General features: G+C 60.2%; 22 protein-coding genes. 11 read left to right on the top strand and 11 right to left on the bottom strand.

Annotated features, from left to right (window positions below; all coding sequences use genetic code 11):
- Positions 1–359: 359 nt before the first annotated feature.
- From ACR4XJ_RS07240 to ACR4XJ_RS07195, 10 genes are all read right to left on the bottom strand, one after another.
- Positions 360–2570, bottom strand: coding sequence for a glycosyltransferase (locus ACR4XJ_RS07240; protein ID WP_434754592.1), 2211 nt, complete (start codon positions 2568–2570; stop codon positions 360–362).
- 12 nt (positions 2571–2582) lie between these two features.
- Positions 2583–3440, bottom strand: coding sequence for a class I SAM-dependent methyltransferase (locus ACR4XJ_RS07235; RefSeq protein ID WP_434754591.1), 858 nt, complete (start codon positions 3438–3440; stop codon positions 2583–2585).
- Between the two features lie 965 nt (positions 3441–4405).
- The gene (locus ACR4XJ_RS07230; protein WP_434754590.1) at positions 4406–5047 is read right to left on the bottom strand and encodes a hypothetical protein; all 642 of its coding nucleotides are present in this window, start codon (positions 5045–5047) and stop codon (positions 4406–4408) included.
- Positions 5035–5400: a hypothetical protein gene (locus ACR4XJ_RS07225; RefSeq protein ID WP_434754589.1), complete on the bottom strand. Its 366-nt coding sequence runs from the start codon at positions 5398–5400 to the stop codon at positions 5035–5037. Before ACR4XJ_RS07225 ends, ACR4XJ_RS07230 begins: the two co-directional genes overlap by 13 nt.
- A 220-nt stretch (positions 5401–5620) precedes the next feature.
- Entirely contained in the window at positions 5621–6250 is a 630-nt protein-coding gene (locus ACR4XJ_RS07220; RefSeq protein ID WP_434754588.1) for a class I SAM-dependent methyltransferase, read from the bottom strand.
- A 3-nt stretch (positions 6251–6253) separates the two neighbouring features.
- Complete coding sequence (locus tag ACR4XJ_RS07215; RefSeq protein WP_434754587.1) at positions 6254–7663, bottom strand: glycosyltransferase; 1410 nt, start codon at positions 7661–7663, stop codon at positions 6254–6256.
- Positions 7660–9594 (bottom strand): asparagine synthase (glutamine-hydrolyzing), encoded by a 1935-nt coding sequence (gene asnB / locus ACR4XJ_RS07210; protein ID WP_434754586.1) that lies wholly within the window; start codon positions 9592–9594, stop codon positions 7660–7662. The genes ACR4XJ_RS07215 and asnB overlap by 4 nt, the downstream gene beginning before the upstream one ends.
- A gap of 1 nt (position 9595) precedes the next feature.
- Positions 9596–11965 (bottom strand): heparinase II/III domain-containing protein, encoded by a 2370-nt coding sequence (locus ACR4XJ_RS07205; protein ID WP_434754585.1) that lies wholly within the window; start codon positions 11963–11965, stop codon positions 9596–9598.
- A gap of 2 nt (positions 11966–11967) precedes the next feature.
- Complete coding sequence (locus ACR4XJ_RS07200) at positions 11968–13275, bottom strand: ABC transporter ATP-binding protein (RefSeq protein ID WP_434754584.1); 1308 nt, start codon at positions 13273–13275, stop codon at positions 11968–11970.
- On the bottom strand, positions 13275–14138 hold the full coding sequence (locus ACR4XJ_RS07195) for an ABC transporter permease (RefSeq protein ID WP_434754583.1): 864 nt from the start codon (positions 14136–14138) through the stop codon (positions 13275–13277). Before ACR4XJ_RS07195 ends, ACR4XJ_RS07200 begins: the two co-directional genes overlap by 1 nt.
- Before the next feature lie 438 nt (positions 14139–14576).
- Here ACR4XJ_RS07195 and gmd point away from each other — a divergent pair, with 438 nt between their 5' ends.
- Entirely contained in the window at positions 14577–15722 is a 1146-nt protein-coding gene (gene gmd / locus ACR4XJ_RS07190; RefSeq protein ID WP_434754582.1) for a GDP-mannose 4,6-dehydratase, read from the top strand.
- A 54-nt stretch (positions 15723–15776) separates the two neighbouring features.
- A complete protein-coding gene (fcl, locus tag ACR4XJ_RS07185; protein ID WP_434754581.1) occupies positions 15777–16718 on the top strand; it encodes a GDP-L-fucose synthase in 942 nt (313 codons plus the stop codon).
- An 84-nt stretch (positions 16719–16802) separates the two neighbouring features.
- Here the strand turns inward: fcl and ACR4XJ_RS07180 are convergent, their stop codons facing one another.
- Positions 16803–17972: a sigma-54 interaction domain-containing protein gene (locus ACR4XJ_RS07180; protein WP_434754580.1), complete on the bottom strand. Its 1170-nt coding sequence runs from the start codon at positions 17970–17972 to the stop codon at positions 16803–16805.
- Positions 17973–18221: 249 nt separating this feature from the next.
- On the opposite strand from ACR4XJ_RS07180, the gene ACR4XJ_RS07175 reads away from it, so the two are divergent.
- The 9 genes from ACR4XJ_RS07175 to ACR4XJ_RS07135 all read left to right on the top strand — a co-directional run bounded on the left by ACR4XJ_RS07175 (position 18222) and on the right by ACR4XJ_RS07135 (position 26091).
- Complete coding sequence (locus ACR4XJ_RS07175) at positions 18222–19199, top strand: sulfite exporter TauE/SafE family protein (protein WP_434754579.1); 978 nt, start codon at positions 18222–18224, stop codon at positions 19197–19199.
- Between the two features lie 260 nt (positions 19200–19459).
- On the top strand, positions 19460–19879 hold the full coding sequence (locus ACR4XJ_RS07170) for a DUF1634 domain-containing protein (RefSeq protein ID WP_434754578.1): 420 nt from the start codon (positions 19460–19462) through the stop codon (positions 19877–19879).
- A gap of 143 nt (positions 19880–20022) precedes the next feature.
- Positions 20023–21606 carry a sigma-54 interaction domain-containing protein gene (locus tag ACR4XJ_RS07165; protein WP_434754577.1) on the top strand — a complete coding sequence of 528 codons (1584 nt, stop codon included), beginning with the start codon at positions 20023–20025 and terminating at the stop codon, positions 21604–21606.
- Position 21607: 1 nt separating this feature from the next.
- A complete protein-coding gene (locus ACR4XJ_RS07160) occupies positions 21608–21955 on the top strand; it encodes a NifB/NifX family molybdenum-iron cluster-binding protein (RefSeq protein WP_434754576.1) in 348 nt (115 codons plus the stop codon).
- Entirely contained in the window at positions 21952–23682 is a 1731-nt protein-coding gene (locus ACR4XJ_RS07155) for a sensor histidine kinase (RefSeq protein ID WP_434754575.1), read from the top strand. Before ACR4XJ_RS07160 ends, ACR4XJ_RS07155 begins: the two co-directional genes overlap by 4 nt.
- Positions 23683–23684: 2 nt before the next feature.
- Positions 23685–24122, top strand: coding sequence for a response regulator (locus ACR4XJ_RS07150; protein ID WP_434754574.1), 438 nt, complete (start codon positions 23685–23687; stop codon positions 24120–24122).
- Positions 24123–24171: 49 nt separating this feature from the next.
- A complete protein-coding gene (locus ACR4XJ_RS07145) occupies positions 24172–24933 on the top strand; it encodes a sensor histidine kinase (RefSeq protein WP_434754573.1) in 762 nt (253 codons plus the stop codon).
- A gap of 125 nt (positions 24934–25058) precedes the next feature.
- Entirely contained in the window at positions 25059–25349 is a 291-nt protein-coding gene (locus tag ACR4XJ_RS07140) for a hypothetical protein (RefSeq protein WP_434754572.1), read from the top strand.
- 286 nt (positions 25350–25635) lie between these two features.
- Positions 25636–26091: a response regulator gene (locus tag ACR4XJ_RS07135; RefSeq protein WP_309540157.1), complete on the top strand. Its 456-nt coding sequence runs from the start codon at positions 25636–25638 to the stop codon at positions 26089–26091.
- Positions 26092–26154: the final 63 nt, after the last annotated feature.

Genomic DNA, 26154 nt, shown 5'->3' with positions numbered 1-26154 from the left:
CATAATCGCCTCAATCCAATATCATAATCAAAGTGCCTACAACTTAAACGCATTGTCCGCAACGACACAGTTGGTCATTTATTACATTGAGATATACACCCACTAACTTGCTATTACCATTGACAGGCACACAGCAAAATTATTATTAATAAATATACAATATAAAATTATAGTGAGCAAACAATCCCATTACCACTTCCCCCCATAAACAACTATACTATAAATCATAAAATATATGCCTGCAGTTGCACGGCCAGCGACCAACAAGAACGTCCAATTACTGCTGATGGTTCTCTTGGTGAAATGCAATAAGTTGTCGTCAGGCTGATTCCCAACCCATACGCGTCGGCACGGCCCTGTCAACCGTTGAGCAGATCCTCGTACAATGTCTCATACCTCGAGCCCATGATGTCCAAGCTATACTCCGCCAGGGCATGTTGACGAGCGTTCTGCCGCAGTTCGTCCGGGCAGGGGTGGCCGACCAACCAGCGGATACCGGCGGCCAAATCGACCGGATCGCAGGGCCGCGCCAGCCAGCCATTAACCATGTGTTCGACCATTTCCGGCAGGCCGTTAACGTCGAACGCCACGCAAGGGGTGCCGCAGGCCATGGCCTCGGCCACGGTGTTGGGCAGGTTATCCTCTCGTGAGGGGCAGATAAACATGTCCGCAGCGGAATATACAACGGCGAGGCTGATGTCGTCGGCCAGGCTGCCCAGACCATATACCGTGACGTTGGGGTTCACGTCCAAGGCAGCCGCTCCGGCACCGAAGGTCAGCAGCGTGCAGGGGAACTCCAGCCGCTCCAGCGCTGCGGCAAGAATGTCACCGCCCTTGCGCCGGTCGGTCAGCCATTGCGCCCCGAACAACAATACCGGATGATTGGGATCAATGCCGAGGAATGCCTTGGCGGCCGCCTTGTCCATTGGCCGAAAGACGTCCGTATCGAGGCCATTCGGAATGACCTCGATGCGACGGCCTGCGAACAGGCTGCTCTGGCGTGCCAAATCCGCCAGCCAACGGCTGGGAGCGACGATGGTAAGGTTCATGCGCGCGTAAGCATCGTGCTTGCGCTGCCACACCTTGCACGAAAGGTCGTCGCCCCTTGTACTTCCAAGTTGCGGACAACAGCCGCATCGCTTGCGAAAGCCATCGCAGTCGCCCGTATAGTGGCAGCCGCCAGTGAAGGCCCAGGTGTCGTGCAGCGTCCATACTACCGGAGCCCGCAGGCGGCCGAGTTCTTCGATCCGCAGCAGGCCGTAGGCGAGCCAGTGCAAATGCACGAGCCGGGGACGAAAGCGGGAAAGTGGGATGCGCAGGGGGTTGGGGTAAAGCGCAGGGGAAAAGATGGCCTTCGGCCGTCCGGAATAGCGATGCAGCGGCAATTGGTCCAGTCGAACCAAACGCCGTGCGAGGACGCCATGCAAGGATGTGCTGGGGAGACCAATAATTCCGGGAGTCCGGTCGTCGCAAAACAGATTAAGGTAGAGGGCATCGGGGCGGATTCTGCGAATGCCGAGATAGGTTCGCCAAGCAGCCCGCGCCGCGCCGCCGCTCTTCTGTGACGTATTGACCAGCAGGATGTCGGCGGACTGAACGGGCTTGATGACAAGGCGCGCGAGACGCACAGCGATGCCGCGGGCGCGCTGCGTCGCAAAACGGACGAACCCTTTTGCCTTGACCAGCAGCCGGCGTCCCCTTGTCGGCGGAGGGGGATCGAACACGGCACGAAAATTCCGCACGATCCGTTCGTCCATAGCGCCCGCGGGACAGAAATGGCGTGGCATCCAGCCTTCGTCGATCGATGGATGCATGAAACGCGGCGCTGGTCGACTGTGCGTGCCCGAATTGTCGAGCCCAATATTTCTAACGAGCGTTCGCCTCGGGTAGATGCACCGCATCTTATTGACATGATGCGCATAACAAAAACGGATCGCCCAGGAATCGATCTTCCCTTCGTATTGGAGACGTAACAGTTCACTCATGTCCCGACCGCCGCGATTGAACATCTCCCGGGCAAACGGGTCACTGCTGAACTCTGGAAAATACGTCATGTCCCAGTCGATTCGCCGCCACCGATCAAGCCAGGTACCCCACGACCACGACGAACAACGATAGCTGGCATAGGTATCGAAGGCGTAGTCGGATGGAATCTCCAGGGAGGATGCCGGGAACGTATGCCCCGTGACTGAAAAAGCTTTCGGGTCATCCCGATAATGATCGAGCGCTTTGTTCATGAACGCGAGGAAGTTTGGCGACGTGACCAAATCATCCTCCAGCACGATGACACTGCCATGCTTTTCGAGCAACTCAGTGGCGCCCGCGATCACCGAGCGCGCCAGCCCCATGTTTGCCGGCCGCTCGACACGCGTCACGGAGGCGAAACCCGAGGCCCCGCGCACGACCTTGCGCACGTCCGACACTCCGGCGGTATCGCCCTCGCCCTTCGGCCCATCGCAGAAAATGATGAGATTCGTCTCATGGGCCAAAGAATTGCGGGCCAATGCGTCCAGTGTCCTCTGAGTGTGGTCGGGTCGCTTGTAGACAAACAGTGCAACGGGTGCGAACATAAGTTTTCCTGGTTATGGCGCTTTCGCTTCAGTGAAGAATGAGTCTGGCTTGTAGATTGAACCATCAGGCTCTGTATCGAGGTTGTAGGAAGCAAAATCTGTAATAGATGATCTGTTGGCGTCACAGATCATAATATCGATAAAACCGCTATCCCCAAGCAGTTTTTCAAGAGAATAGGAGTCATACATCCATTGGTGCACCTCTCCACAAACTCGGAATAAACCAATTTCCGTGGGTGTCATGATACTTGCCGGTTGAATTTTTCGATTTTTGCAGTGTGCCCGTGCGCGGTAATATTCAGTACCGACGCGAGCGGCGACAAAATCCTCGGCCAGGACTGTGTCGCCCGACCAATACTCCAGCATTTCCCCACCGCTGCGGTGTCGGACAAGCTGATCAAGCATTTCTATAACAATCCATTCATAACGCTCGGCTGCACCCGGCTCACCGCGACGAACCGCTTCCAGGCAAGAGAGGTAACTCCGGGCCACTCCCTCAAGATCTGGCGCCACCAGGCGGAGTATACCGCCAGGCTTGAGGACGCGGCGGCACTCATCGAGAAAACGTCGCCCCCCATGACGGTCGAAATGCTCAATGACATGAGATGAGTACACGACATCGCAACTGCCATCAGGCAACGGGAGCCCACGCCGCAGATCCCAAGGCAAAACATTATCCCCGTCCCCGTGAAAGTCGATATTAATCCAGGCAGGATTGTGACGACGCCCGCACCCCAGATTGCATAACACGGGGCGGCCCGCATCCTGCATAGCTTCAAGGCGCAATCGGATGCGCTTCTGAACGTTCGGAACCTCTTCCCTTGCACCCGGCAGGACCGAACAAAGCCTTCGCACTAGTTTTCGCACCATATGTTCTCCCTCTGCCGGACGAAGCTGGCACTGCCACCTTCCCACAGCAACGCACTGCAACTGGCCTTGAGCAAGCCCGCGGGCATGCATGTGGAAATGGCCTGCTGCCCCACAGTCTTTGGGGCTATTCACCTTCTCGAACTCGAAAAACAGAACGCGGGGCGGCGGTTCCAAAGCGGCAAGGCTATGCCCCTCCACTCCGCCAATCCCCGGTCAGCTTCGCACGCAATGACGCATACTGTGGCGTGTTCCTTAACCTCGGCAATGAGATCCCTGATTCGGCGAACACAGGAAACATCGGCTTCGCTCTTTGGGCGTCTGAAAAGATGACTGGATCACATTTGACAGCCAGTGCATATGAGCCAGGGCCTTGTGTGTGGTTACGGCATGCTCCGCAAAGAATACTACGGAGAAAAGAGGGCTGGATATCTTGCCGCAAATCCATGGTGAGCAGGCGTCTCGGGCACAAGCAAAGCACATGCTCAATCCGCAACCATTTCATATCGGCCAGGCCAACCCGATATGCCACTGCGGAGAGTTGCCATTCTAGGGCTAATGCCATCAGACTCAGGCTTGCCGTTGGAATAGGAATACTTCGTCTTGATGTTAAGCCAATCCTTCAGATCCACGAATCTCCCCAACACCGTATCGCGGCATACACGAACTACGCCAAGCCTCACAGTCATATACCCGCTTGGATCAGTTTTCTCGAAGTCCAGTTGAAGGTTCATGACAGGCCAAAAGGTTTGCACCTGGAACGACTTCCATTCCTTTCCAAGGGTTGTCTCAGGGACCAAGGTTGCCATTCCCCAATTCTTTGACAGCATTACCCTCTCATCTCCATGATATCCGCGGGCGGTGAAGCTGATTGTATACACGACAGGCTGGCAGAGAAACCAGCCAATTGCTATGACCAATGCCGCTGACGACAAAAAGGGAATTACCACTCTGGGCACCATCCCCTCCTAATGAACAGGCATAGCCGCGGCAGGAAGATTCGCTTGCAGGAGCGAGTCAACCGGTAAACAATTTTCAGGGATGAACCCGGCCAACTCAAGCCTTCCCTCGGAGGCCATCGTACAAAGCGTGGTCGGCCGGGGCCACTTCCCGTCTTTCCATTTCTCCAGCACCAAGGGCAATTCGTACACGAATCCCGTGACTGTCGAATCACGCACGCGAACGTAGTTATCCGCCGCCCACTCGTCCTGCGGCATCCACAGGCCTCTTGCTTCATCATAGAGGAAAGGAAAACTCTTCATACGCCCGGCAACAAACTTCAGTCGATTTCCAAGAGGTTCGCTAGACAGGGCGTCAAAGAAATCAATGTTCTTTTCAGACACGCTCACTGAGGCCATGAGGTTGTTTGTAGGGTCGAGATAATATGCTCTTCCCTCTTGCTCGTCAAAAGCCCCCACAAACCAGTGCCCCTCAATCGAGGGAGTATGCCAGCGTATGGCCCGCCCCTTGACTGAAAACAACTCAAGCACCACAAGGAGTCGAAAGGTCTGGTCCGCACAGTTGCCGTCACGAGACGTCAACAATTCTGACAGATGTTCGGGGAAAGGACGAACACTATAAATTGGCAAACTACCGTTTACACGCAGCATGCAGTATGCGATAAATCGTTCACGGTCAGATTCAAATCTCGCCCATGAATCCAGCAAGACGCCATCGTTCGCATACCTGCCAAAAGCATTTCACGCATCTTGAATCTTGCATCAGGCGTAAGCAAACCATTATGGTAGGATATTGGCCCTCTAAGCTTGGCAACAAACAACGCTTCCTGTGCTTTCAGTCCGAATATATCTGAACTTACCGTTACGATTTCACCGGCTCCCGCAATCGCATATCTGTCCGTAATGCCGAAATCAAAAAATATGCTAGCAAGGATCGCCCCGGCAGCCAAACCTAGGAGAGCCACGGTCACAAACCCTGCCTTTTCTAATCCCCTTGTATTCATCTTGCTGACCCCGAACTATGCGGATTCGCAGACAAGCCCATTACCTTCCATCCGGCATCGAAGAACTTTTCCTTAAGCATTCGCGTCCAACGATTCTAAAAGTATCCCGCCATGATATTGGCACAGTCAGCAAGGCCTCGTCGGCAAAGAGCTTCCTTGATTCCCCTTGCAACAATGCAAAATAAACTTCGCTAAATACTTTTCCAAGAGACCACACTGCTCATTTTTTGCGAGCCACCAGTTTCACTTGGAAATCATATTTTTGGCGGCGCCCTTTTAATCTGGACAGCAGATGAAAGGCTTTCCATCCAAATTTTGTTTGCAATTTAATGTAATTTCGAGGCCACTTATGATAAACTGGGAACACCTCTTCAACATCAAAACCAACTTGCATGGCAAGATTTCCGAGCAATTGGGGGTTCCAAGTGTATATATGTTGATTGCGATCATTCGGATTGAACGGCAAAGTGGTAGCCTCACAGGGCACTACAAGCACTAAAAGTCCGTTGGAAGCAAGCTTCGCATTCATTTTTTGCAGCACATCAAATGGATTATGTACATGTTCGAGCGCATGATTGCTAACAACGACATCAATAGAAGAGTCCGAAATCTCGTCAAGCTCAGAGTAACACTCCACCCCGTTTTCTATGGCAACCTTTGCCGCAGCATGATTGACTTCTACTCCAATGCGTCGACGACAATTGATATTCTTAAGCAAAAATCCTCCCCCACAACCAAAATCCAACACGACATCTGAAGGCTTTACATGTTCTGCAAACTTGAACAGGTTTGCTTTTCCGCCAAACTCACCAACAATACGCTGCCACTCAAAGTACTCCATATCATACATATATTATTCACACCTCCCCTTGCTCTCGCAATCTACACAATCAGAACGCATACAATCCCTCAAAAAGAAATCCAATCGATCAGAAAGTTTTTCATGACTGAACGCCTCGCAATACGCAGAAAAATTTTCTTCGGGAATTGGACTCCTGACAAATGCATGCAAAGCTTGCAACATGAGAGCCGCATCATCCTCGGGGACAGCTCGTCCGATACCATATTCTTGCACTCTTTTTCCCATAACATAGCGATTACTAACTAAAATTGGCTTACGAAAGTGGGCGGCCTTACCCAACGAGTTGCTACTGCCATGAAAATCACGATATACCGCGAAAATCATATCACTTGCAGCTATGATTGCATTGAACTCCCGTTCATCAGACAGATACCCTTCACGCAGCAGAAAATTTTCCGGGGGGTCAGCCAAGACCTCCTGAAGCGCCACCAGATCCTCGTCGGGGAGGCAGTGTCGAAGAATTTCCCCTACCTGCACGAAAAACCACTGCGAGGGATCAGCCAAGCTGATGAGTTTGAACCAGTGCGCGAGGTTCTTCTTATTACTGATGGCACCGCCAAGAAACACAATCTTTCGACCTGCACCTTGCCTGCGAATCGCCTGCACAAGCTCACACGGGGTGTCAGGCAATGCGGTTTCGGTGATGTCAGGCAGCCATGCAAAATACTTATGTGGCAATGCCCCTGCACGGGCACGGCAGATCGTTTCATCAAGATAACACATCCCACGCCAAGCGAAGAGAGAATACCAAGCATCTCTTGGAGTATCCGGTGGCCAAAAGCGAAGCCCCGCCCATGGGACGACATTGATCGCATCAAAAGCCTCCCATTCCGACACTCTCGTACGATAGGTGTCCATGTACATATTAAACGCAATTCCCGGCGTCCAACGCGCCCTCTTCAGCGCCTCCTTCACGCGCCGAGCCATGTCGACGGGAGAAGCAAGATCCTTCTCGGAGTCGTCGCGGCTGCACTTGGAAAAGTACTGCCAACCATCCTGTAAAAAACATGTAATACGGTACAGCATTGGCACAACAACATGATATGTACGCCTTTTCCAATACATGAAAAATGGCATATCTGGAGTAGCCCTACCCTCCGGCCAGCGAAAATAATAACGCTTACAAAATACGATCCATGTATTCCATGCATATCTCAATGGGGATACATCTGCACTTTTCATATCCTCACGCATGTCCCAATCAAGAATCTGCAAACGCAGAGCCCCTGATGGTTCTTCGCTCTCCAGGCACGATGACAGCACCGCAGCGTTGGGAGTCAACGCAAGAACCCTCCAGCCACGCTTCAACAGCAATTTGACAAAAAGCACATTCCACGAATCAAGATGCCCATGCCCGGAAATGGGATTATAGACTAGAACACACGGCCCACTCGTATTCATGCATCAACGACCTTGCGGCACCACACTTCAAGCAGCACCAATTTATAGACAAAAAACATACCTGACCGCCCCTGCTTTGCCAGGCCGGACAGCGCCAGTCTCATTTTTTCACGGTCCAGAATCCCCTCAGCCACCATCTTTCCCTCGAGCAATGCATCACCATATGCAGCGATAACACCCATCAGCCACTCTTCCACCGGAGGCCTAAAGCTTGCCTTGGGCCGTGCAAGAACTTCCTCGGAAAGAACATCCCGCAACGCGGCGCGTAACCATGCCTTTTGCCCGAGCGCATGATCCGGATGACGCGCACGCATCGCCATTATCAACTGGATAAGTTTTACATCAAGAAATGGCAGGCGCGTCTCTACCCCGACCCCCATGCTCACGCGATCACCCAGACTCAGACAGTTTGAGGCGAGCCATGTGTCGAACAGCATGCGAATGACTGCAGCGGGAATCCTACTGTAACCGCGCCGCCCGATCTGGGTTGGGCTGAACGGATTGTCGTGAGCGAGGGTATCCATCCGCTCGCCATATACATTCTGCTTCAGGCGAAAGACATTGTCGAATTCGGGCATTGCCATGGCGAAACGCAATTGCCCTGCCGGGGTCCTGGTATCTTCCAAGCCGTGCAGCCGATCAATCCACCTGCGAACACAAGCAGGCGTCCGGCGATATTTCACTATGCGACCAAGACGTTTTTTCCCTTCTGCCGAAGCAGCCCAACGACTCAGAGGCCCCAGCAGCGGGTTCCGGGCCAGCAACTGATTCGTCCTTGCGACGCTGGTCACCCACGGATAGCCCCAGAAGACTTCGTCACCGCCTATCCCCGTGAGCAGAACCTTTATGCCAAGATCAGCCGCCGCCTTTGGCACGGAGTAGTGGCCAAAGGCAGCCGGATCGGCGATGGGCTCATCCATGATGCGGACTAGATCCGGAAAAAAGTCCACAAAACTCTGTACCGGCAGTTCGACCTCATGGACGATCATGCCCAGCGATTCGGCCAGAGCCCGCGCCTGATCACGCTCGTCGTAGGGCGGACGACCTGGATAGCCGACACAGAAGGCGTGCATGGGCTCCGGATAGTGCTTCTGCGCCAGCGCGGCGATGGCGCCCGAATCGATACCGCCAGACAAGGCCACGGCAACAGGCACGTCAGCACGCAGGGTCATACGTACCGCATCTTCCAGGCCGTCTCGAATGCCGGCCAGGATATCTGCCTCGCTATCGGGCACACGCACATTGTCTGCAATGTCCTCTACATCCCAGTAGCGGCGCGGGGCGGCAGACCAGTCCGCATCGACAAGAAACATGGTATGTGCCGGCGGAAGCTTGTGCACTCCAAGCAACAGCGTGTGTGGTTCCGGTACGTACTGGTAGTGCAGATACAGGTCGACCATGGAAGGGTCGAGTGAGGGCCGCTTGTCCAGCAAGGGGATCAGGGCCTTCAATTCCGAAGCAAAGACAATGCGGCCGGCATCACGCCAATAGAACAACGGCTTCTCGCCGCAACGGTCACGGGCCAGGAACAGGGTATGATCTACAGCATCCCACAACGCAAAGGCGAACATGCCCCGGAAGCGTTGGACACAATCCCGGCCCCACACCTTGTACGCGGACAGCAGCACTTCGGTGTCGGAGTGGGTGACGAAGCACTCGCCAAGAGCCTCCAGTTCGACCCGCAGTTCGATGTGGTTGTATATCTCGCCGTTGAAGGTGACCACGTAGCGGCCATCCGGACTAACCATGGGCTGGCGACCGGCCTCGGTCAGGTCAATGATCGCAAGACGGGTATGCCCGAGCAGCGCTTGCCTGTCGGCATAGGTACCGCTACCGTCCGGACCACGGTGGGCCAGCAGCGCCAAGTCGGCGGAACCGAGCGGCGCGCGAGTAGCCGGCTCACGGTGAACAACACCTAGAATGCCGCACATGTCAGGCTTCCGCCCCGCTACCGTTCGCCCGTATCGAGATAAACGTTTCCAGGTCGAACGCCGTCAGCGCTTCCGACACGGCGCAAACGTGGAAAATGGCACGTCCGGTGCAGTCAGGCAGTGACTCTTCCACTGTGATGTCATCCGCCCAAGGAAATTCAACGGTGCAACGCGTCTCCTCAAGCTCTATTTCGATGGCTTTGCCCCGAACAGTGAACGCATGGGGGCCATGCAAATGAAAGGCGACACGGCCAGGCGTCCTCAATGCGCCTATGTCCTGCACCAACCATGTCGCCCGAGAACCGCCCGTAGCAAGAACCCGTTCGTAGCAGGTCATGTGCTCTGGCCAGACAGACTCACTCGGAATACGCAGCAGGACGTTCCCGCCATCGGGGGCAATCGGCTGTCGGGCGTTGGCGCTGGGAGGCGATTGGTCGGCGAAGGCTCCATCGGGCAGTACCGGGGTCAGCGTATTATGGGCGAAACTACGCCGCATGCGGCAGGTAAGGTCTACCTTCCAGTATTCTGCCATCCCTCGATCCACGAATAACGGCGCTTCGTCGACTTCGAGGACAATGGAGCCGTGGTCGAGGTGACTGTGCGTGGCCCCACAACGACTGGTCGTCGCCCACAGGCGGGCACGATGGCCGTCAACCACGCACACATGACTCAGCTTGCCGGTATCCGGCAGCCAGGAATCAGATGCGGGAACGCAGCGGCCGGAACCGACATGATCCGGACCGTACGCCATGCCGATCATGCCTCCGCTGCCTCGGAGCGTTCCTGTCATTTCGTGCACCCAGCCCGCCTGCAGGCAGGGCATCAGGATGTTTGAATACGCGGAATCGGGAAACACCTCCGCAAGTATTGGAATGCCGTCGCCGCAGAACCACTCGATACGGCAATCGCCGGAGGGGATGCACTTACCTGGTTCGCCGGCGGCCATAACCCGAAGGTAATTCTCGATGTTACCGAACAAATCTTTCGCTTCCGCGCGCCAATCCAAGTTCCGGGCGCGACAATAGGCGATGGTCGTCCAAAGGGTAGCTGTCAGCGTCTGGCACAAATAACCCGGCCCTTCCGCGATGCCACCGTCGGGTTGGATATAGGTTCGCAGAACCCGCTTCATCGTGTCGTAGGCTTGGTCCACAACCCCGGCGGCACGTGGCCAGCTCTGCTCCATGGTCAGGCCGCCCAGCACCAAGGCACGGCAGAACACCGCACCCTGATTCATACGATGCATGTAGTCGTATTTGAACAAGTCGTGCTGCACATAAGCCATGCCGCGAGTCCACAACGCTTGCCGCACCAAGGAGAACGTTCTGGGCGTCAAGGCAAAGCCCAACCAGTCGACCAAGATGGCGACGCTCGTCGTCGTCATCTCCTCCATGAACGCCCGCTGGGTCCATGTGCTCGACGGGATGCGCTGCTCGGCCGAATCCGCCCAATTCGGCGTATGCAGCATGCACATCAGATAGCGCAAAGCGTGACTCAACAGGCGCCTGTCTTCATTAACCAGGCCGACAAATGCCAACACCAGCGCATCCCAGTGATATGCCCGTACGTCATCGGCTCGTACACGCGTAAAACGCAGATCGTGGTTGGGGAGGTATTCGCCGAAATCGTGTTCAGGGTCTCGCCCGATCAACTGCGCGGCCTTTTGCTCCAACAAGGCAAAATGCTCTTTCCACCCGGGAAGGTGCCGGCGTGCGCGAACGCGTGCAAGCTCTTCGGTACCGAACAGCAAGCCCCGCTGAATTGTCACCTCACCCCAACCCTCGGGGGCTTTTATCCAAGGCGTCCAATCCGGCTGCCGGAGCGCGCGTGAAGCAACAAGCGCTGCATGGGCTGCGCTATTGCGAGCGCCAACCCAGCTCAAAGCCAATGTCCCATCCGGGGCTTCCGGCGAGTCGATACGCAGGGCAACCCCCGCAAAGGGCCTAGGCCGCAAACCCACAAGGCGCGCGAGGGAGCGCAACGAAAACTTCCCGGCCAGCAGATGATCAATGTCTATCACAACCTCCTGGCGAACGCCTGTGCCGGAAAAAGGCTCGCTCCATCTTCCAAACTTTTTGCCGGCTGGCCCCAGCAGCGCGAAAGATATGCTGGCCTCTCGCGGCAATGCGAAAGACACTATCAACTGGTCATGTGCGACAGGAGCAAATTCCGCCAGACATCTGACAACTGCTGCAGGTCCACCTAGCTGGCTATTCTGCCATACAACCCTGACGAAACACCAATCCGACTTGCATGAAACCGTGGCTCTCGATTCTGCATCGACAGATAGCTTGATTCCTCCAGAGTGCTCTGGATCAAATAACGGAGCGAAGACATATTCCGTATATGATGTATCGAGCGGAAAGATATACAAGGTCACTCCTCTTCTTTCGCAAGATTCATACATACAGGAAAGAAAACAATAGCATTTTCATTAGAGTATAAAAAACGATTCTCTGGATGTCGCACAGTGAAAGAAGTGGCCCCCAGCCAATAGAATAAATGCACACCAATTCCACGAGATACTACGCTGGTATTTATTGTATAAAGCCCTGGACGTAAAAATTGACTTTCCAGCTTCACGCACATCTTGTATTTTCCCGGTCCAATCACATCCCAACTATAGCCTTGCTCGTAACTATCGATAGATACTATAAACTTGTAGTGCACAGCATCAAAGCTGGAACGAAAAATCGGCTGCGGAATGGTTTTGCGAACTACATAACTATACTCGATAAAAAAGGATTCACCGAATTCTGCGTACTCCACTTCAAGCCCTGTGAAAGCAGACAGCAGGCGCACGTTCAAGCACTCTACATCACCAGTTCCGCCACGGCTATGCCCATAGACTGTCGGCAGAGCACCGTCTTGCCCAATGGAGGCGGCAGCTGCGACGCTCTGCTCCTTTTCCAGCGCGACGCGCGCGTTTAGGGCATTTTGTTCATCATAGGCCTTGCATACTTTCTCAACGTCACCAACCACCAACGGGAGGCCCTTGTTAAGAAAGAGGCCCTTGTTACACACTGCCCAAATGGCCCCGATAGCATGCGATACCAACAACACGGTGGTGCCTTGCGCTTTCAGGGCCAGTATCCGTTCATAGCATTTCTTTTGAAAGGCGATGTCCCCGACTGCAAGCACCTCGTCCACCAACAGGACATCCGGCGTGCCCAACACCGCCACGGAGAAGCCGAGGCGCACCGACATCCCGCTGGAATAATTGCGCACGGGCATATCGATGAATTCCTCGAGTTCGGAGAAGGCCACGATCTCGTCGAAGCGCTTGCGTATCTCCGCCCTTCCCATGCCAAGCAGCGCACCACTGATAAAAACGTTCTCCCTGCCCGTAAGCATGGGAGAGAAGCCCGCGCCCGCAGCGATGAGTGAGCCAATCCGGCCACGCATGGCGACCTTGCCCGTATCCGGCGAGAACGTCCCGTTCAGGATACGCAGGAGAGTCGTCTTACCGGACCCGTTGGCACCCATGATACCCATGGCATCTCCAGGCTCGAGCGAAAAGCTGACGTTCTGCAGGGCCCAGAATTCCCCGGGTCGCAGGCGCTGATCCTTGCCACGCCCCAAACTGCGGCGGAGGCTATCGACCAGACCATATTTGAGGGCCGAACGCAGGGATAGCCCGAACTTCTTGCCCAGTTGTTCGACCACGACGCTCGATTTGGTCATCAAAGGCGCTCCGCAACGAGATCTTGGATAAGGTAAAATATCCGCAGGGCGAGAACCGCACCGCCCAGACAGCCGAGGGAAACAATACCGAACGTGGCCAAGTCAGGCGAGGCTCCCTTGCAGATGATGTCACGGGGAACTTCGACAAGGTAGGTCAGAGGATTCCACCTGATCACCATTTGGACGAAAGGAGAGCCGATGTTCCTTGCGACATAGATAACCGGAGTCGCGTACATGGCGAGCCCCAGAACCTGTGTGACCAGAGGGGTGAAATCTCGCGCGATGGAACCAAGCACGGAGAGCACGAGCCCAAGTGAGGAGCCCAATATAAGCATGGGCAGGACTAGGACAGGATATGCCGCGAACCACCAGGAAGGCACGAAGTCGTAGAACCAGAATACCAACCCCATGCTGGCCATGCCCACTAGGAGCGAATAGGCGACCCCGGCAAGCGAACTGACGGCCAAGGCAAGCTTCGGAATGTTGGTGCGCATGATCAGGTCGGCCTGCGCCAGAAGTCCTCGGCTGACCGCTGCCATCGCCCCCGTCAGGCACCCCCATATCGATGTCCCGAGGAGGACGTAGACGGGGTACGGAATGTCCTCGACACCTGGCTTGAGAATACCGATGAGGTACATAAAGATAAAACTGGCGATCCCCAGCAAAGGAGTAAACAGTGCCCAGAAATAGCTGAAGACTTTCTGCCGGAACTGCATGGTGAAATCCCGGAGAAACAGGCTGGTGATCACCTCGCGCGAAAGGACGATCTCCCGCAGTGCCTGCCGAACAGCCCAGATCAGCCCCCCCTGGCGCTCATTTGGGCTGTAGGTGGTCAATATCCCGTTACTGTCTTTTATCTGCATCTTCCCAATCCAGTTCACTTATCTTTCTCAAGACATCACCATACCATTCAGAATCATCAAGTATAGTACGCCCCAAGGCATCGTCAAAGGCGAATACTATAGCCGATTGTTCATCGTCCCGCATCCGAAATACGCCCGCTTAGCCATCTATAGTGTGCTGTTCAGTATAGTCGTGCACGGCATGCTCAAGGTTGCCGTGCTCCGCACCTTCGCTTCCAGAATGACGAAAATCTGCATAGAAAATCAAGAGGCTTTCTTGTTCAGACCGTTCCAGTTTTTGCCCAGGCAGGGCGATTCTGTCGAAGTCTGGTGGCTTTTGCGGGGCACCGGTTCGGGTCCCGAATTTTCCCGGAGGACGCACCCGTCCTGCCCCATCCACTCCTTGCCCTAAGGTGACGATTTCCTCTATGCTTCCGCCATTCCGACCAGGAGCAGAAAATGAAACGAGCACTCATCACGGGCATCACCGGGCAGGACGGCGCTTACCTCGCCGAATTCTTGCTGCAAAAGGGGTATGAGGTCCATGGCATCAAGCGCCGCGCCTCGCTGTTCAATACCGACCGCATCGACCACCTGTACCAGGACCCCCACGTAGAGGGTCGCAGACTCATCCTGCACTACGGCGACATGAGTGACGCCAGCAATCTGATCCGCGTCATCCAGGAGGTACGGCCGGACGAAGTATACAACCTTGCCGCGCAAAGTCACGTCAAGGTGTCGTTCGAGTCGCCCGAGTACACCGCCAACGTGGACGCCTTAGGCACCCTGCGCCTGCTCGAGGCCATCCGCATCCTGGGGCTCGAAAAGACGGCCCGCTTCTATCAAGCGTCCACCTCCGAGTTGTACGGACTCGTACAGGAAACCCCGCAGACCGAAAAGACGCCCTTCTACCCCCGCTCACCCTATGCCTGTGCCAAGCTGTACGCCTACTGGATCACGGTGAACTACCGCGAGGCTTACGGCATGTACGCCTGCAACGGCATCCTTTTCAACCACGAATCCCCAATCCGCGGTGAGACCTTCGTGACCCGCAAGATCACCCGCAGCCTAGCCCGGCTGGCGCTGGGCCTGTCCAATGGGCTGTACCTCGGCAACCTCAACGCGCTGCGCGACTGGGGCCATGCTCATGACTACGTGGAAATGCAGTGGCTCATGCTTCAACAGGACGCACCGGAAGACTTCGTCATCGCCACCGGTCGCCAGTATTCCGTGCGCGACTTCGTCAACGCGGCCACGGCGGAACTGGGCGTGGGCCTAACCTGGGAAGGCACGGGATGCGACGAACTGGGCATCGTGGACAGCGTGGACAGCGACCGCTTCCTCGCCACCATCGGCCGCAACGACTTCGCCTGCACGCTCAAGCCCGGCGACGTGGTGGTGCGCGTGGACCCACGCTACTTCCGCCCCGCCGAGGTCGAAACGCTGCTCGGCGACCCCTCCAAGGCCAAACAGCGTCTTGGCTGGACGCCGAAAATCAGCTTCGAAAAAATGGTCGCGGAAATGGTCCGCGAGGACCTGAATTTGGCCATGCGCGACGCGGTCTGCAAGGTAGCAGGGTTCAAGTCCTTTGCCCACAACGAATAAGCACGCCGGCCCCGGCGGCCCGATGGAGCCGCCGGGGCCGCTGGACCCCGCATCATGGAAAAAAACGCCCGCATCTACGTTGCCGGCCACCGTGGCCTAGTCGGTGGGGCCATTGCCCGCTGCCTGCGAGAGCACGGTTTTGCAAACCTCATCACCCGCACGAGCGCCGAGCTCGACCTGCGCAATCAGGCCGCGGTCGAAGCCTTTTTCGCCGCGGAAAAACCCGAATACATCTTCCTAGCCGCAGCCAAAGTCGGGGGCATCCATGCCAACGAGACCTACCCGGCCGATTTCATCCGCGACAACCTGCAGATCCAAACCAATGTCATCGACTCGGCCTGGCGGTACAGGGCAAAGAAGCTGCTCTTTCTCGGTTCCTCATGCATCTACCCCAAGTTCGCTCCCCAGCCCATCCGCGAGGATGCCCTGCTGACCGGTCCGCTGGAACCCACCAACGAAAGCTACGCCCTCGCCAAGATCGCCGGAATCAGGATGGGCCAAGCATACCGCAGGCAGTACGGCTTCGACGCCATCTCCGCCATGCCTACCAACCTCTACGGGCCCGGCGACAACTTCCATCCCGAAAACAGCCATGTCATTCCAGCTCTGATACGCCGCTTTCACGAAGCCCGCCTGTCCGGCACGCCCGTGGTGACCATCTGGGGTACGGGCAGCCCGCGCCGAGAATTCCTGTACGTGGACGACATGGCTGACGCTTGCCTGTTCCTAATGCGGGCCTATTCCGGCCACGAGCACGTCAATGTGGGTTGTAACGAAGACCTGAGCATTCTGGAACTGGCGCGCACGATTGCCCGGATCACCGGCTTCGGCGGCCAAATCTGCACGGACCCTTCCAAGCCTGACGGCACGCCGCGCAAGCTCATGGACAACGGCAAGCTGACCGCAATGGGCTGGCGGCCGCGCATCTCTCTGGAAGAAGGACTGGCCGCGACCTACGAATGGTTCTGCGCCCATGCACGGGAACTGCGCCGCTGAACTCCCGGCCCACATCCCTCAAGAACAGCAGGCCCGGGGAGACCCGGGCCTTTCTCTTTTCTCGTCCGGCCTCACCGGCCGGTTTCAGAACCGCAACCCGTACTCACTGAACTTGTAGCGCAGGGTGCGCGGGCTGACGCCCAGAAGGCGCGCCGCCTCGCCCTTGTTGCCGCCGCTGGCGCGCATGGCCTTCAGGATGACGCGCACTTCGGCCTCGCGCCGGGCCGCGTCCAGGCTGAGGTTCTCGCCCATGCCCGCCGGGTGCACGGCACGGATGGCCAGGGCGTCGCCATTGCCGCCGGTTCCGTTTCCGCCCGGTGTCCCGCCCGGCATTCCACCTGACCCCGCCTCCCCGGCGTATCCCCCGCCGTCGCTTCCGCCCCCCACGCCCACGCCCGCCGCCCCCAGGGCCACGGCCGACCGCAACTCCAGCGGCAGGTGTTCCGGCCCGATGTCCCCTTCCGGGGCCAGCAGGGCCAGCCGTTCCACCAGGTTCTTCAGTTCGCGCACGTTGCCCGGCCACGGGTAGCCGCTCAGGCCCGCCTCGGTCTCGGGCCTGAAACGCAGCCCGTGCCGGTGGTACTTCTCGGCGTAGTGGGCAAGAAAATGCCGGGCCAGCGGCACGATCTCCTCGCGCCGCGCCCGCAGCGGCGGCAGCGACACGGGAATCACGTTCAGCCGGAAGAACAGGTCCGCCCGGAACCGCCCCTCGCGCACCATGTCCGGCAACTCGCGGTTGGACGCGGCGATGATGCGCGCCTGGAACGGAATGTCCCGCTGCCCGCCGATGCGCCGGTACTTGCGCTCTTCCAGCACTCGCAGGAAGTCCGCCTGGTTGGCGGGCGGAATCTCCCCCACCTCGTCAAGGAACAGCGTGCCGTCCCCGGCCAGTTCGAAACAGCCCTGGCTGGTGCGGTGCGCACCGGTGAAGGCCCCCTGCTCGTGCCCGAAGAACTTGTCCGCGAACAGTTCGCCCTCGTGCACGCCGCAGTTCACGGCCACGAAGGGCTTGCGCGACCGCACGCTCATGTCGTGGATGAGCCGCGCGAACAGTTCCTTGCCGGTGCCCGTTTCACCGTGGATCAGGATGGGCGCGTCCGACGAGGCCACCTGCTGCGCCAGTTGTTTCAGGCGCAGCATGTCCCCGGACAGCAGGAGAAACCCTGTTCCGTTCTGCAACGTTTCGAAATGAGGACCATCCTGGCCATCACCCGGCAATTTGTTGCCGGTATGCGGAAATTTTCTGCCGTCCATGTGCGTGGACTAGGCCATTTCCCTATGTTTGGCAAGCGCTCATTGATGGCACGAAACTTGTTAAAGCAATCACAAATTCAGGCGGCGGCCAGACCATCACCATGTTTTCCGGTGGGTTGCTGGCGCACAGGACGCAACGCGCTCCGCACCGCCGGGTGGGAAGGCCATACATTCCCCCGGATTGCGGATCGTGATGGCGAGTTGTTGTTTCATAAATGTTTCAATGTTTCAAAAGGGGACATTACCGACATGAACACCGCTACCAAAGTCAGGTTCTGGGGCCCGGCGGTCCTTGCGGTCCTGCTCGTGCTGTGCTGGGCCCTTCCCGTGCTGGCGTCGGGGGGCGACGTCGCCTCCGCGGCAGCCGCAGCCATGCCCGCCGACGGCCACCCGTGGTGGTTCTGGCCCACGGCCCTGCTGTTCTTCTGTTTCATTCTCGGCATCATCGCCGTGCTGGCGGGCGTGGGCGGCGGCGTGCTGTTCGTGCCGCTGGTCAGCGGGTTCTTTCCGTTCCACCTCGACTTCGTGCGCGGCGCGGGCCTGCTGGTGGCCCTGGCGGGCGCGCTGGCGGCCGGTCCCGGCCTGCTGAAGCGCAACCTGGCCAGCCTGCGCCTGGCCCTGCCTGTGGCGCTCATCGCCTCGGCCTGCTCCATCGTGGGCGCCATGGTCGGCCTGGCCCTGCCCACCAACGTGGTGCAGACCTGCCTTGGCGGCACCATCCTGTTCATCGCCGTGCTGCTGCTGGTGTCCAAGAACACCGTGCGGCCCGAGGTGAAGAAGCAGGACGCCATCAGCGTGGCGCTGGGCATGGACGGCGTGTTCATCGAGCCCTCCACCGGCGAGGTCATCGACTGGAAGACCCACCGCACCCTGCCGGGCCTGCTGCTGTTCATCGTCATCGGCCTCATGGCCGGCATGTTCGGCCTGGGCGCCGGGTGGGCCAACGTGCCGGTGCTCAACCTGCTCATGGGCGTGCCGCTGAAGGTGGCCGTGGGCACCTCCAAGTTCCTGCTGTCCATCACCGACACCTCGGCCGCGTGGGTGTACCTGAACCAGGGCTGCGTCATCCCGCTGATGGCCATCCCCTCCATCATCGGCCTGATGCTGGGCTCGTTCGTGGGCGTGCGCCTGCTGGCCGTGGCCAAGCCCAAGTTCATCCGCTACATGGTCATCGGCGTGCTGCTGTTCTCGGGCGGCAAGGCGCTGATGAAGGGCCTGGGCTTCTAGGGACCGCCTTCAAATCGGCCTTTCGCCCGCTGGCGTCGTCAAACTTCGCCCGCCATATCGGTCGAATACAACAAGAGTATACTCCCTCATGGCGGGCTCGTTTTCCTCGCCAGCGAACGAAAATCCTGCTTTGAAGACGGCCCCCGAAAGGCATGCGGCGCTTCTCCTGCAGAAGGCGCCCCAGCCGATACCGAACGCAAATCCTCACCGGAAACCGCTCTGAACTCGCTGGAATCCGGAACATCACGGAGGAAACAGACATGTCCAACAAATCCGTCAAGGCGTCTCCGGAACAGGTGACCTACGCCAACCTGCTCTACTACGGCTGCTGGGGGTCGCTGGCCCTCATGGTGGTGACCTACCTCATCTACGTGCTGGGCATCCTGCCCCCGCACATCCCGCTGGACACCATCACCCAGTTGTGGAGCCAGCGCGTGGGCGTGTACCTGAGCCAGGGCAACGTGCCCACCGGCTGGGGCTGGGCCGCGCTGATCGGTCAGGGCGACTTCCTGAACTTCCTGGGCATCGTCCTGCTCGCGGGCATGACCATCGTCTGCTACCTGACGCTGATCCCCGCCTTCATCAAGAAGAAGGATCCGCTGATGGTCACCATCGCCGTGCTCGAGGTCATCGTGCTCACCGTGGCCGCGTCGGGCATCTTTGGGGCGGGCGGTCACTAGCCGGTCCTGAAACGCGGCCGGCACATCCGCTTGCAAAAATGTGCCGCCCATGGAACTGCCATGGGCAGCGGTCCGGGGCGCGACGCGCGCCCCGGACCGGAACCCCGAACCGGAACAACGCGCAACGACGGAACAGGTGCTTCGTGTCCACACAGCACACAGGCCCAGCAGCCCCGCACACCACCCGGCACCGCGCCGGGTCGCCCGCACGGCACGGCGCGCCGCCGCTGCCGCACGTGTCGGGCCTCTCGCCCCTGCCGGTGGACCTGGCGGCCATGCTGGACGCCCTGCCCGTGGGCGTGGCCCTGCTGGACGTCGACTGCACCATCCGCCTGATGAACCGCGCGCTGGAATCCCTCACCGGCTTCACCACGGCGGAAGTGCGCGGCATACCCTGCCGCCACGCCCTGCGCGCCAGCATCTGCCTGCACCGCTGCCCGCTGCGCCGCCCGCTGACCACCGCCTCGGGCGTCACCGTGGCCACGGCCTCGGGCGCGCAGTACGACATGACCGAGGACGGCGAACTGCCCCCGGTTCCGCAGGCCCAGGAAGGCGACATCCTGAACCGCCACCGCCGCCGCATCCCGGTGCGCATGAGCATGTCCCCCCTGCGCGACGCCGACGGCCGCGTGGTGGGCTGGCTGCACGCCGTGGAAGACCTGACCCTGGTGCGCGAACTGGAGGAAAAGACCGCCAAGGGCGAGGCCTTCGGCCCGCTGGTGGGCCGCAGCGTGGCCATGGAACGGGTGTTCCAGGCCCTGCCCGCCGTGGCCCGGAACGACGGCCCCCTGCTGGTCACCGGCGAGACGGGCACCGGCAAGGACACCCTGGCCGAGGCCGTGCACAAGGCTTCGTCGCGCGCCCGCGAGCCGTTCGTGAAGGCCAGCCTGTCGTCCCTGCCCGAATTTCTGGCCGAATCGGAACTGTTCGGCCACCGCAAGGGGGCCTTCCCCGGCGCGGAAGAGAACAAGCCCGGCCGGTTCCGCATGGCCCAGGGCGGCACGCTGTACCTCACCGAGATCGGCGACCTGCCCCTGTCCATCCAGGGCCGCCTGCTGGCCTTCCTGGACGAGGGGGTCATCTACCCCGTGGCCGCTGCCGACCCCGTGCCGTGCGACGTGCGCCTGGTGGTGGCCACCAACCGCGACCCGGAACAACTGGTGGCCGAAGGCCGCCTGCGCGAAGACCTGTTCCGCCGCCTGTCCGCCGTGCGCCTGCACCTGCCCCCCCTGCGCGAACGGGGCGAGGACATCGAATTTCTGCTCAACCATTTCATGGGCCATTTCGCCGCGCGGCTGAAAAAGACCGTGCGCGGCTGCTCCGGCAAGGCCCTGCGCACCCTGCTGGACTACCCCTTCCCCGGCAACGTGCGCGAGTTGCGCAACATCGCCGAATACGCCGTCACCCTGTGCCACGGCGAAACGGTGATGCCCGCGCACCTGCCCGCGTATCTCTTCCAGGCCAAGGCAGAGGCCCGCCGCGCCGAGCGCGAGCGCAGGGCCGGGCGCGGCCTGCCCGGCCCGGGCGACGAGATGCAGTCCGCCGCCCAGGCCGCCTCCGGCGACGGCGGCGAACCCCTGGCCCGGGCCAGCGTCAGCGACCTGGAGCGCCGCCTCATCGCGGACGCCCTGCACCGCACCGGCAACCGCCGGGGCGAGGCCGCCGAACTGCTGGGCTGGGGCCGTTCCACCCTGTGGCGCAAGATGAAACAGTACGGGATGTGCTGATATGCCCGCCACCCTGCTCATACCCCTGTACCGCGACGAGGTCGCGCCCCGGTTCGACCTGGCGGGCGAAGCCCTGCTGGTGCACCTGGACGCCGACGGCGCCGAGCTTTCCCGTTCCAGCGTGCTGCTGGCCCATGCCTCGTCCGAGGAGTTGTGCCGCATCGCGCTGGAGGAAAAGGTGCGCGTGGTCATATGCAACGGCATTGACGACGAGTTCTGGCAGTACCTGCGCTGGAAGCGCATCGAGGTCATCGACAACGTCATGGGCCCGGTGGATGAGGCCATCGCCCGGTTCCGCGCCGACGCGCTGCGCCCCGGCGACATCCTGTTCCGCAGGAGCGACGCATGAGCCGCCTGGAACGCTTCCGCAGCCTGTTCCGCACCGCGCTGGACGTGCCGGAAGAAATCGCGCCCGAGCGCTACCGCGCCCTGCGCCGCAAGATCACCCTGCTGCTGACCGCCGCCGCCGTGGTGCCGCTGCTCATCCTGTCGGCCATCAACTACCACCAGTACCGCGCCACGCTGACCCGCGAGATCGTCACTCCGGTGCGCGGGCTGGTGAACAAGACCCGCCATTCCTTCGAGCTGTTCCTGGCCGAGCGCGCCTCCACCGTCAGCCTCATCTCGCAGGTGTACAGCCCGGCGGAGCTTGCCGACGAGCGCAACCTGAACCGCATCTTCCGCGCGGTGAAGGGCGAATTTCCCGGCTTCATCGACCTCGGCCTCATCGACGAGAACGGCGTGCACGCCAGCTACGTGGGCCCCTACAACCTCAAGGGCAAGGACTACTCCACGGCGGACTGGTACCAGCAGACCCGGGTCAAGGGCGTGTACGTCAGCGACGTGTTCATGGGCTTCCGGCGCTTTCCGCACATCGTCATCGCCGTGCAGCGCATGACCGACGACGGGCACTCGTGGGTGCTGCGCGCCACCATCGACACCGGGCAGTTCGACCGGCTCATCGCCTCCATGGGGCTGGAGCCGGAAAGCGACGCCTTTCTCGTGAACAACGCCGGGGTGCTCCAGACCGCCTCGCGCTTCTACGGCGCGGTGCTGGACCAGCTGCCCATGCCCATGCCGCCCATGACCTACGAAACCGCCACGCTTGAAACCACCGACCCGGCCGGGCGCGACGTGTTCATCACCTACACCTACTTCCAGCACGCCGACTTCGTGCTGATGGCGGTGAAGCCCCGCGCCGAGATCTTCAAGCCGTGGACCACCCTGCGCAGCGACCTGATTTTGCTGTTCGTCACCAGCGTGGCGCTGATCCTGTCCGTGGCCTTCGGCCTCACCGATCTGATGGTGCGGCGCATGCGCGCCAGCGACGAGCGGCGCATCGCGGCCTTCGTGCAGATGGAGCACACCCAGAAGCTGTCCTCCATCGGGCGGCTTGCGGCCGGGGTGGCCCACGAGATCAACAACCCGCTGGCCATCATCAACGAAAAGGCGGGCCTGGCCTCCGACCTCATGGAACTGGCCGGGGACTTTCCGGAGCGCGACCGCTTCCGCGCGCTGGTAGACGCCATCCTGCGCTCGGTGGAGCGCTGCCGCTCCATCACCCACCGCCTGCTGGGCTTTTCGCGCCGCATGGACGTGAACATCGAGCAGCTCGACGTCAACGACGTGCTCAAGGAAACCATGAGCTTCCTGGAGCAGGAAGCCCTGCACCGGTCCATCACCACCTCGGTCAGCCTCGACCCGGCCATGCCGCGCATCGCGTCGGACCGGGGCCAGTTGCAGCAGGTGTTCCTGAACATCCTGAACAACGCCTTCGCCGCCGTGCCGGACGGCGGGTCCGTGACGCTGGCCACCTGGCTGCGCGACCCGGACACGGTGGGCGTGTCCATCAAGGACAACGGCAAGGGCATGTCCGACGAGGTGCTTCGCCACATCTTCGAACCGTTCTTCACCACCAAGAAGACCTCGGGCACCGGCCTTGGCATGTTCATAACCTACGGCATCATCAGGCGCCTTGGCGGCGACATCGCGGTGCAGAGCACGGAGGGCGCGGGCACCACCGTGACCGTGTTCCTGCCCGTGAAGGCCGCGCCAACGGCCACCCTCGGGAGCTAAGCATGCAGGAACTGAAGGTTCTGCTCGTGGACGACGAGGAGGAGTTCGTCACAACCCTGGCCGAACGGCTGTCGCTGCGCGGCATGGTCACGCGCATCGCCACCGACGGCGAGCAGGCCCTGCGCGCCGTGGAGGCGGACCCGCCCCACGTGGTGGTGCTGGACCTGATGATGCCCGGCATCAAGGGCACGGAAGCCCTGCGCCGCATCAAGGCCGGGCACCCGGCCGTGCAGGTCATCCTGCTCACCGGGCACGGCAGCGCGCGCGACGGCATCGAAGGCATGAAGCTGGGCGCGTTCGACTACCTGATGAAGCCGCTGCGGCTGGAAGACCTGCTGGAAAAACTGCACGAGGCGGGACGGCTGGCCCACGCCGCCCAGGGCAACGGCGGAAACGGCGACAACGGCGGCAGCGGAAGCGGCGGGAACGGCGACGCCTAGCCCGCGCGCGCATGGTCCCCGCCACAACGTATCGCACAGGAACCACGGCATGGCACACGACGACACCATCCACATGGCCGCCCCCGCCGCAACGGGTGGGGATGACGCCGCCCACGAATGCGTGGGCCGCCTTGCCGCATCGGCCACGCACGAATTGCAGAACGCCCTGGCGGTGATCCGCGAATCGGCCGGGCTGATGCAGGACCTCGTGTCCCTGTGCGGCGAAGGGCTGCCCCACCGCGACCGGCTGTGCGCCATGCTGGCGCTGATCCAGGAACAGGTGGCGCGCGGGGGCGACTTGGCGTGGAACCTGAACCGCCTGGCCCACGCCTGGGAAGAGGACGGCGAGGCCCCCCGCGACCTTGGCGCGGTGCTGGAGGAATTCGTGGCCCTGGCCCGGCGCGGCTGCGCCATGCGCGGGGTGGAACTTGTCCTTGCGCAACAGGGTGCGCAACAGGGGGATGACGGCCCGGCGGTGCGCGTGAGCGCGCCCGGCCTTGCCCTGCGCGCCGGCCTGCTGCGCGCCGTGCGCTGCTGCCTGGGCGAAGGGCTGACGGACGGTTCGGCGGACGGGTCTGCCCGGCCCGCCACCGGCGGGACGCTGGTGCTGCGCGCGGCCCTGCGCCAGGGAAAGCCGGGGGTGGAACTGGACTTCACCCCGCCCGGAACGCGGGCCGGTTCCGGCGCCACGGAGCTTTCCACGTCCAGCGCCGACATAGCGCGCTGCATGCAGGCGTGCGGTGCGGACGTACGGCAGGCGGAGGGCGCGCAATTGCGCTTCTTTCTGCCATGCCCCGACTGCACCGCCTGATGCGGAACCATATTTTCCGCTTTCGCGTTGCAACGGTTTCAGCTACGATAAAGCCAACTGCTCTCCTGAAACACTTGTCTCACGCGGCGGCAACATCCTGCCGCCACGGCACAACGGAGGAACGTATGGCAACACTTCGTGAAACGCTGGAACGCTGCTTCGCGGCCGTGGCCTTCGCCGATGCGGCGGACCACGGCGAGGCCATGCGCATGGCGGGCGTCACCCCCGCTCCCGCATGCGCCGGGCGGCTTGAAGACGTCTTCGCGGCCGTGGCCTTCGCCGAGGCCGACTGCCGCGACGCGGCCCTGGAGATGATGGGATGCGTGCGCCCCGCGCGCCGGGTCATCCGCAACAGCTTCCTGGCCGACGTGGGCCTTGGCGACGTGGCCGTGTGCTACGGCGTGGCGCCCATCTAGGGGCCGTTCTAAATTGTCCTTTCGCCCGTTGGCTACGTCAAACTTCGCCTGCCATTTCGGTCAAATACGAGAAGAGCGCTCTGCGGTCCTCATCCGTAAGGTTCGCTTCGCTCACCCAACGGCTGAGGCATACTCCCTTATGGCAGGCTTGTTTTCCTTGCCAACGAACGAAAACCCTCATTTAGAAACAGCCCCAGAACGCAGCAACGACGCCCCGCGCGGCGGATTCGCCGCCGCCGCGCGGGTTTGCGGACCGTGTTTCACCCGAACCCGAAGGAGAGCAGTCATGAAGGGTATCAAGGTATTGCTGGTGGACGACGAGGAGAATTTCGTCCGCACGCTGGCCGAGCGCATGTCCATGCGCGACGCCGGAGCCACCGTCGCCCTGAACGGTGAGGAAGCCCTGCAGATGGTGTCCGCCGGCGAGGTGCCCGACGTCATGGTCCTTGACCTGCGCATGCCCGGCATCGACGGCATGGAAGTGCTGCGCCGGGTCAAGAAGGCCTACCCGCAGGTGCAGGTCATCGTGCTGACCGGCCACGGCACCGAGAAGGACGAGGAGGAAGCCCGCCGCCTGGGCGCCTTCGAGTACCACAAGAAGCCCGTGGACATCGACATCCTGGTGCGCGACATCCGCCGCGCCTTCCGCGAGAAGATCGAGGACGCCATGGTGGCCGCCACCTTCGCGCAGGCCGGCGACTTCGACAACGCCCGCGAAATCCTGGACGAAGACAAGAAATAGCGGGCGGGCCACGCCCGTCCGGGGAACCCCGGGGGAAACCTGGGGAAAACCGGGGAAACCCCG

The sequence above is a fragment of the Nitratidesulfovibrio sp. D1 genome, assembly GCF_051133415.1.
Lineage (GTDB): Bacteria > Desulfobacterota > Desulfovibrionia > Desulfovibrionales > Desulfovibrionaceae > Cupidesulfovibrio.
The sequence above is the reverse complement of the archived record's forward strand: the minus strand, read 5'-3'. Positions and strand labels throughout refer to the sequence as shown.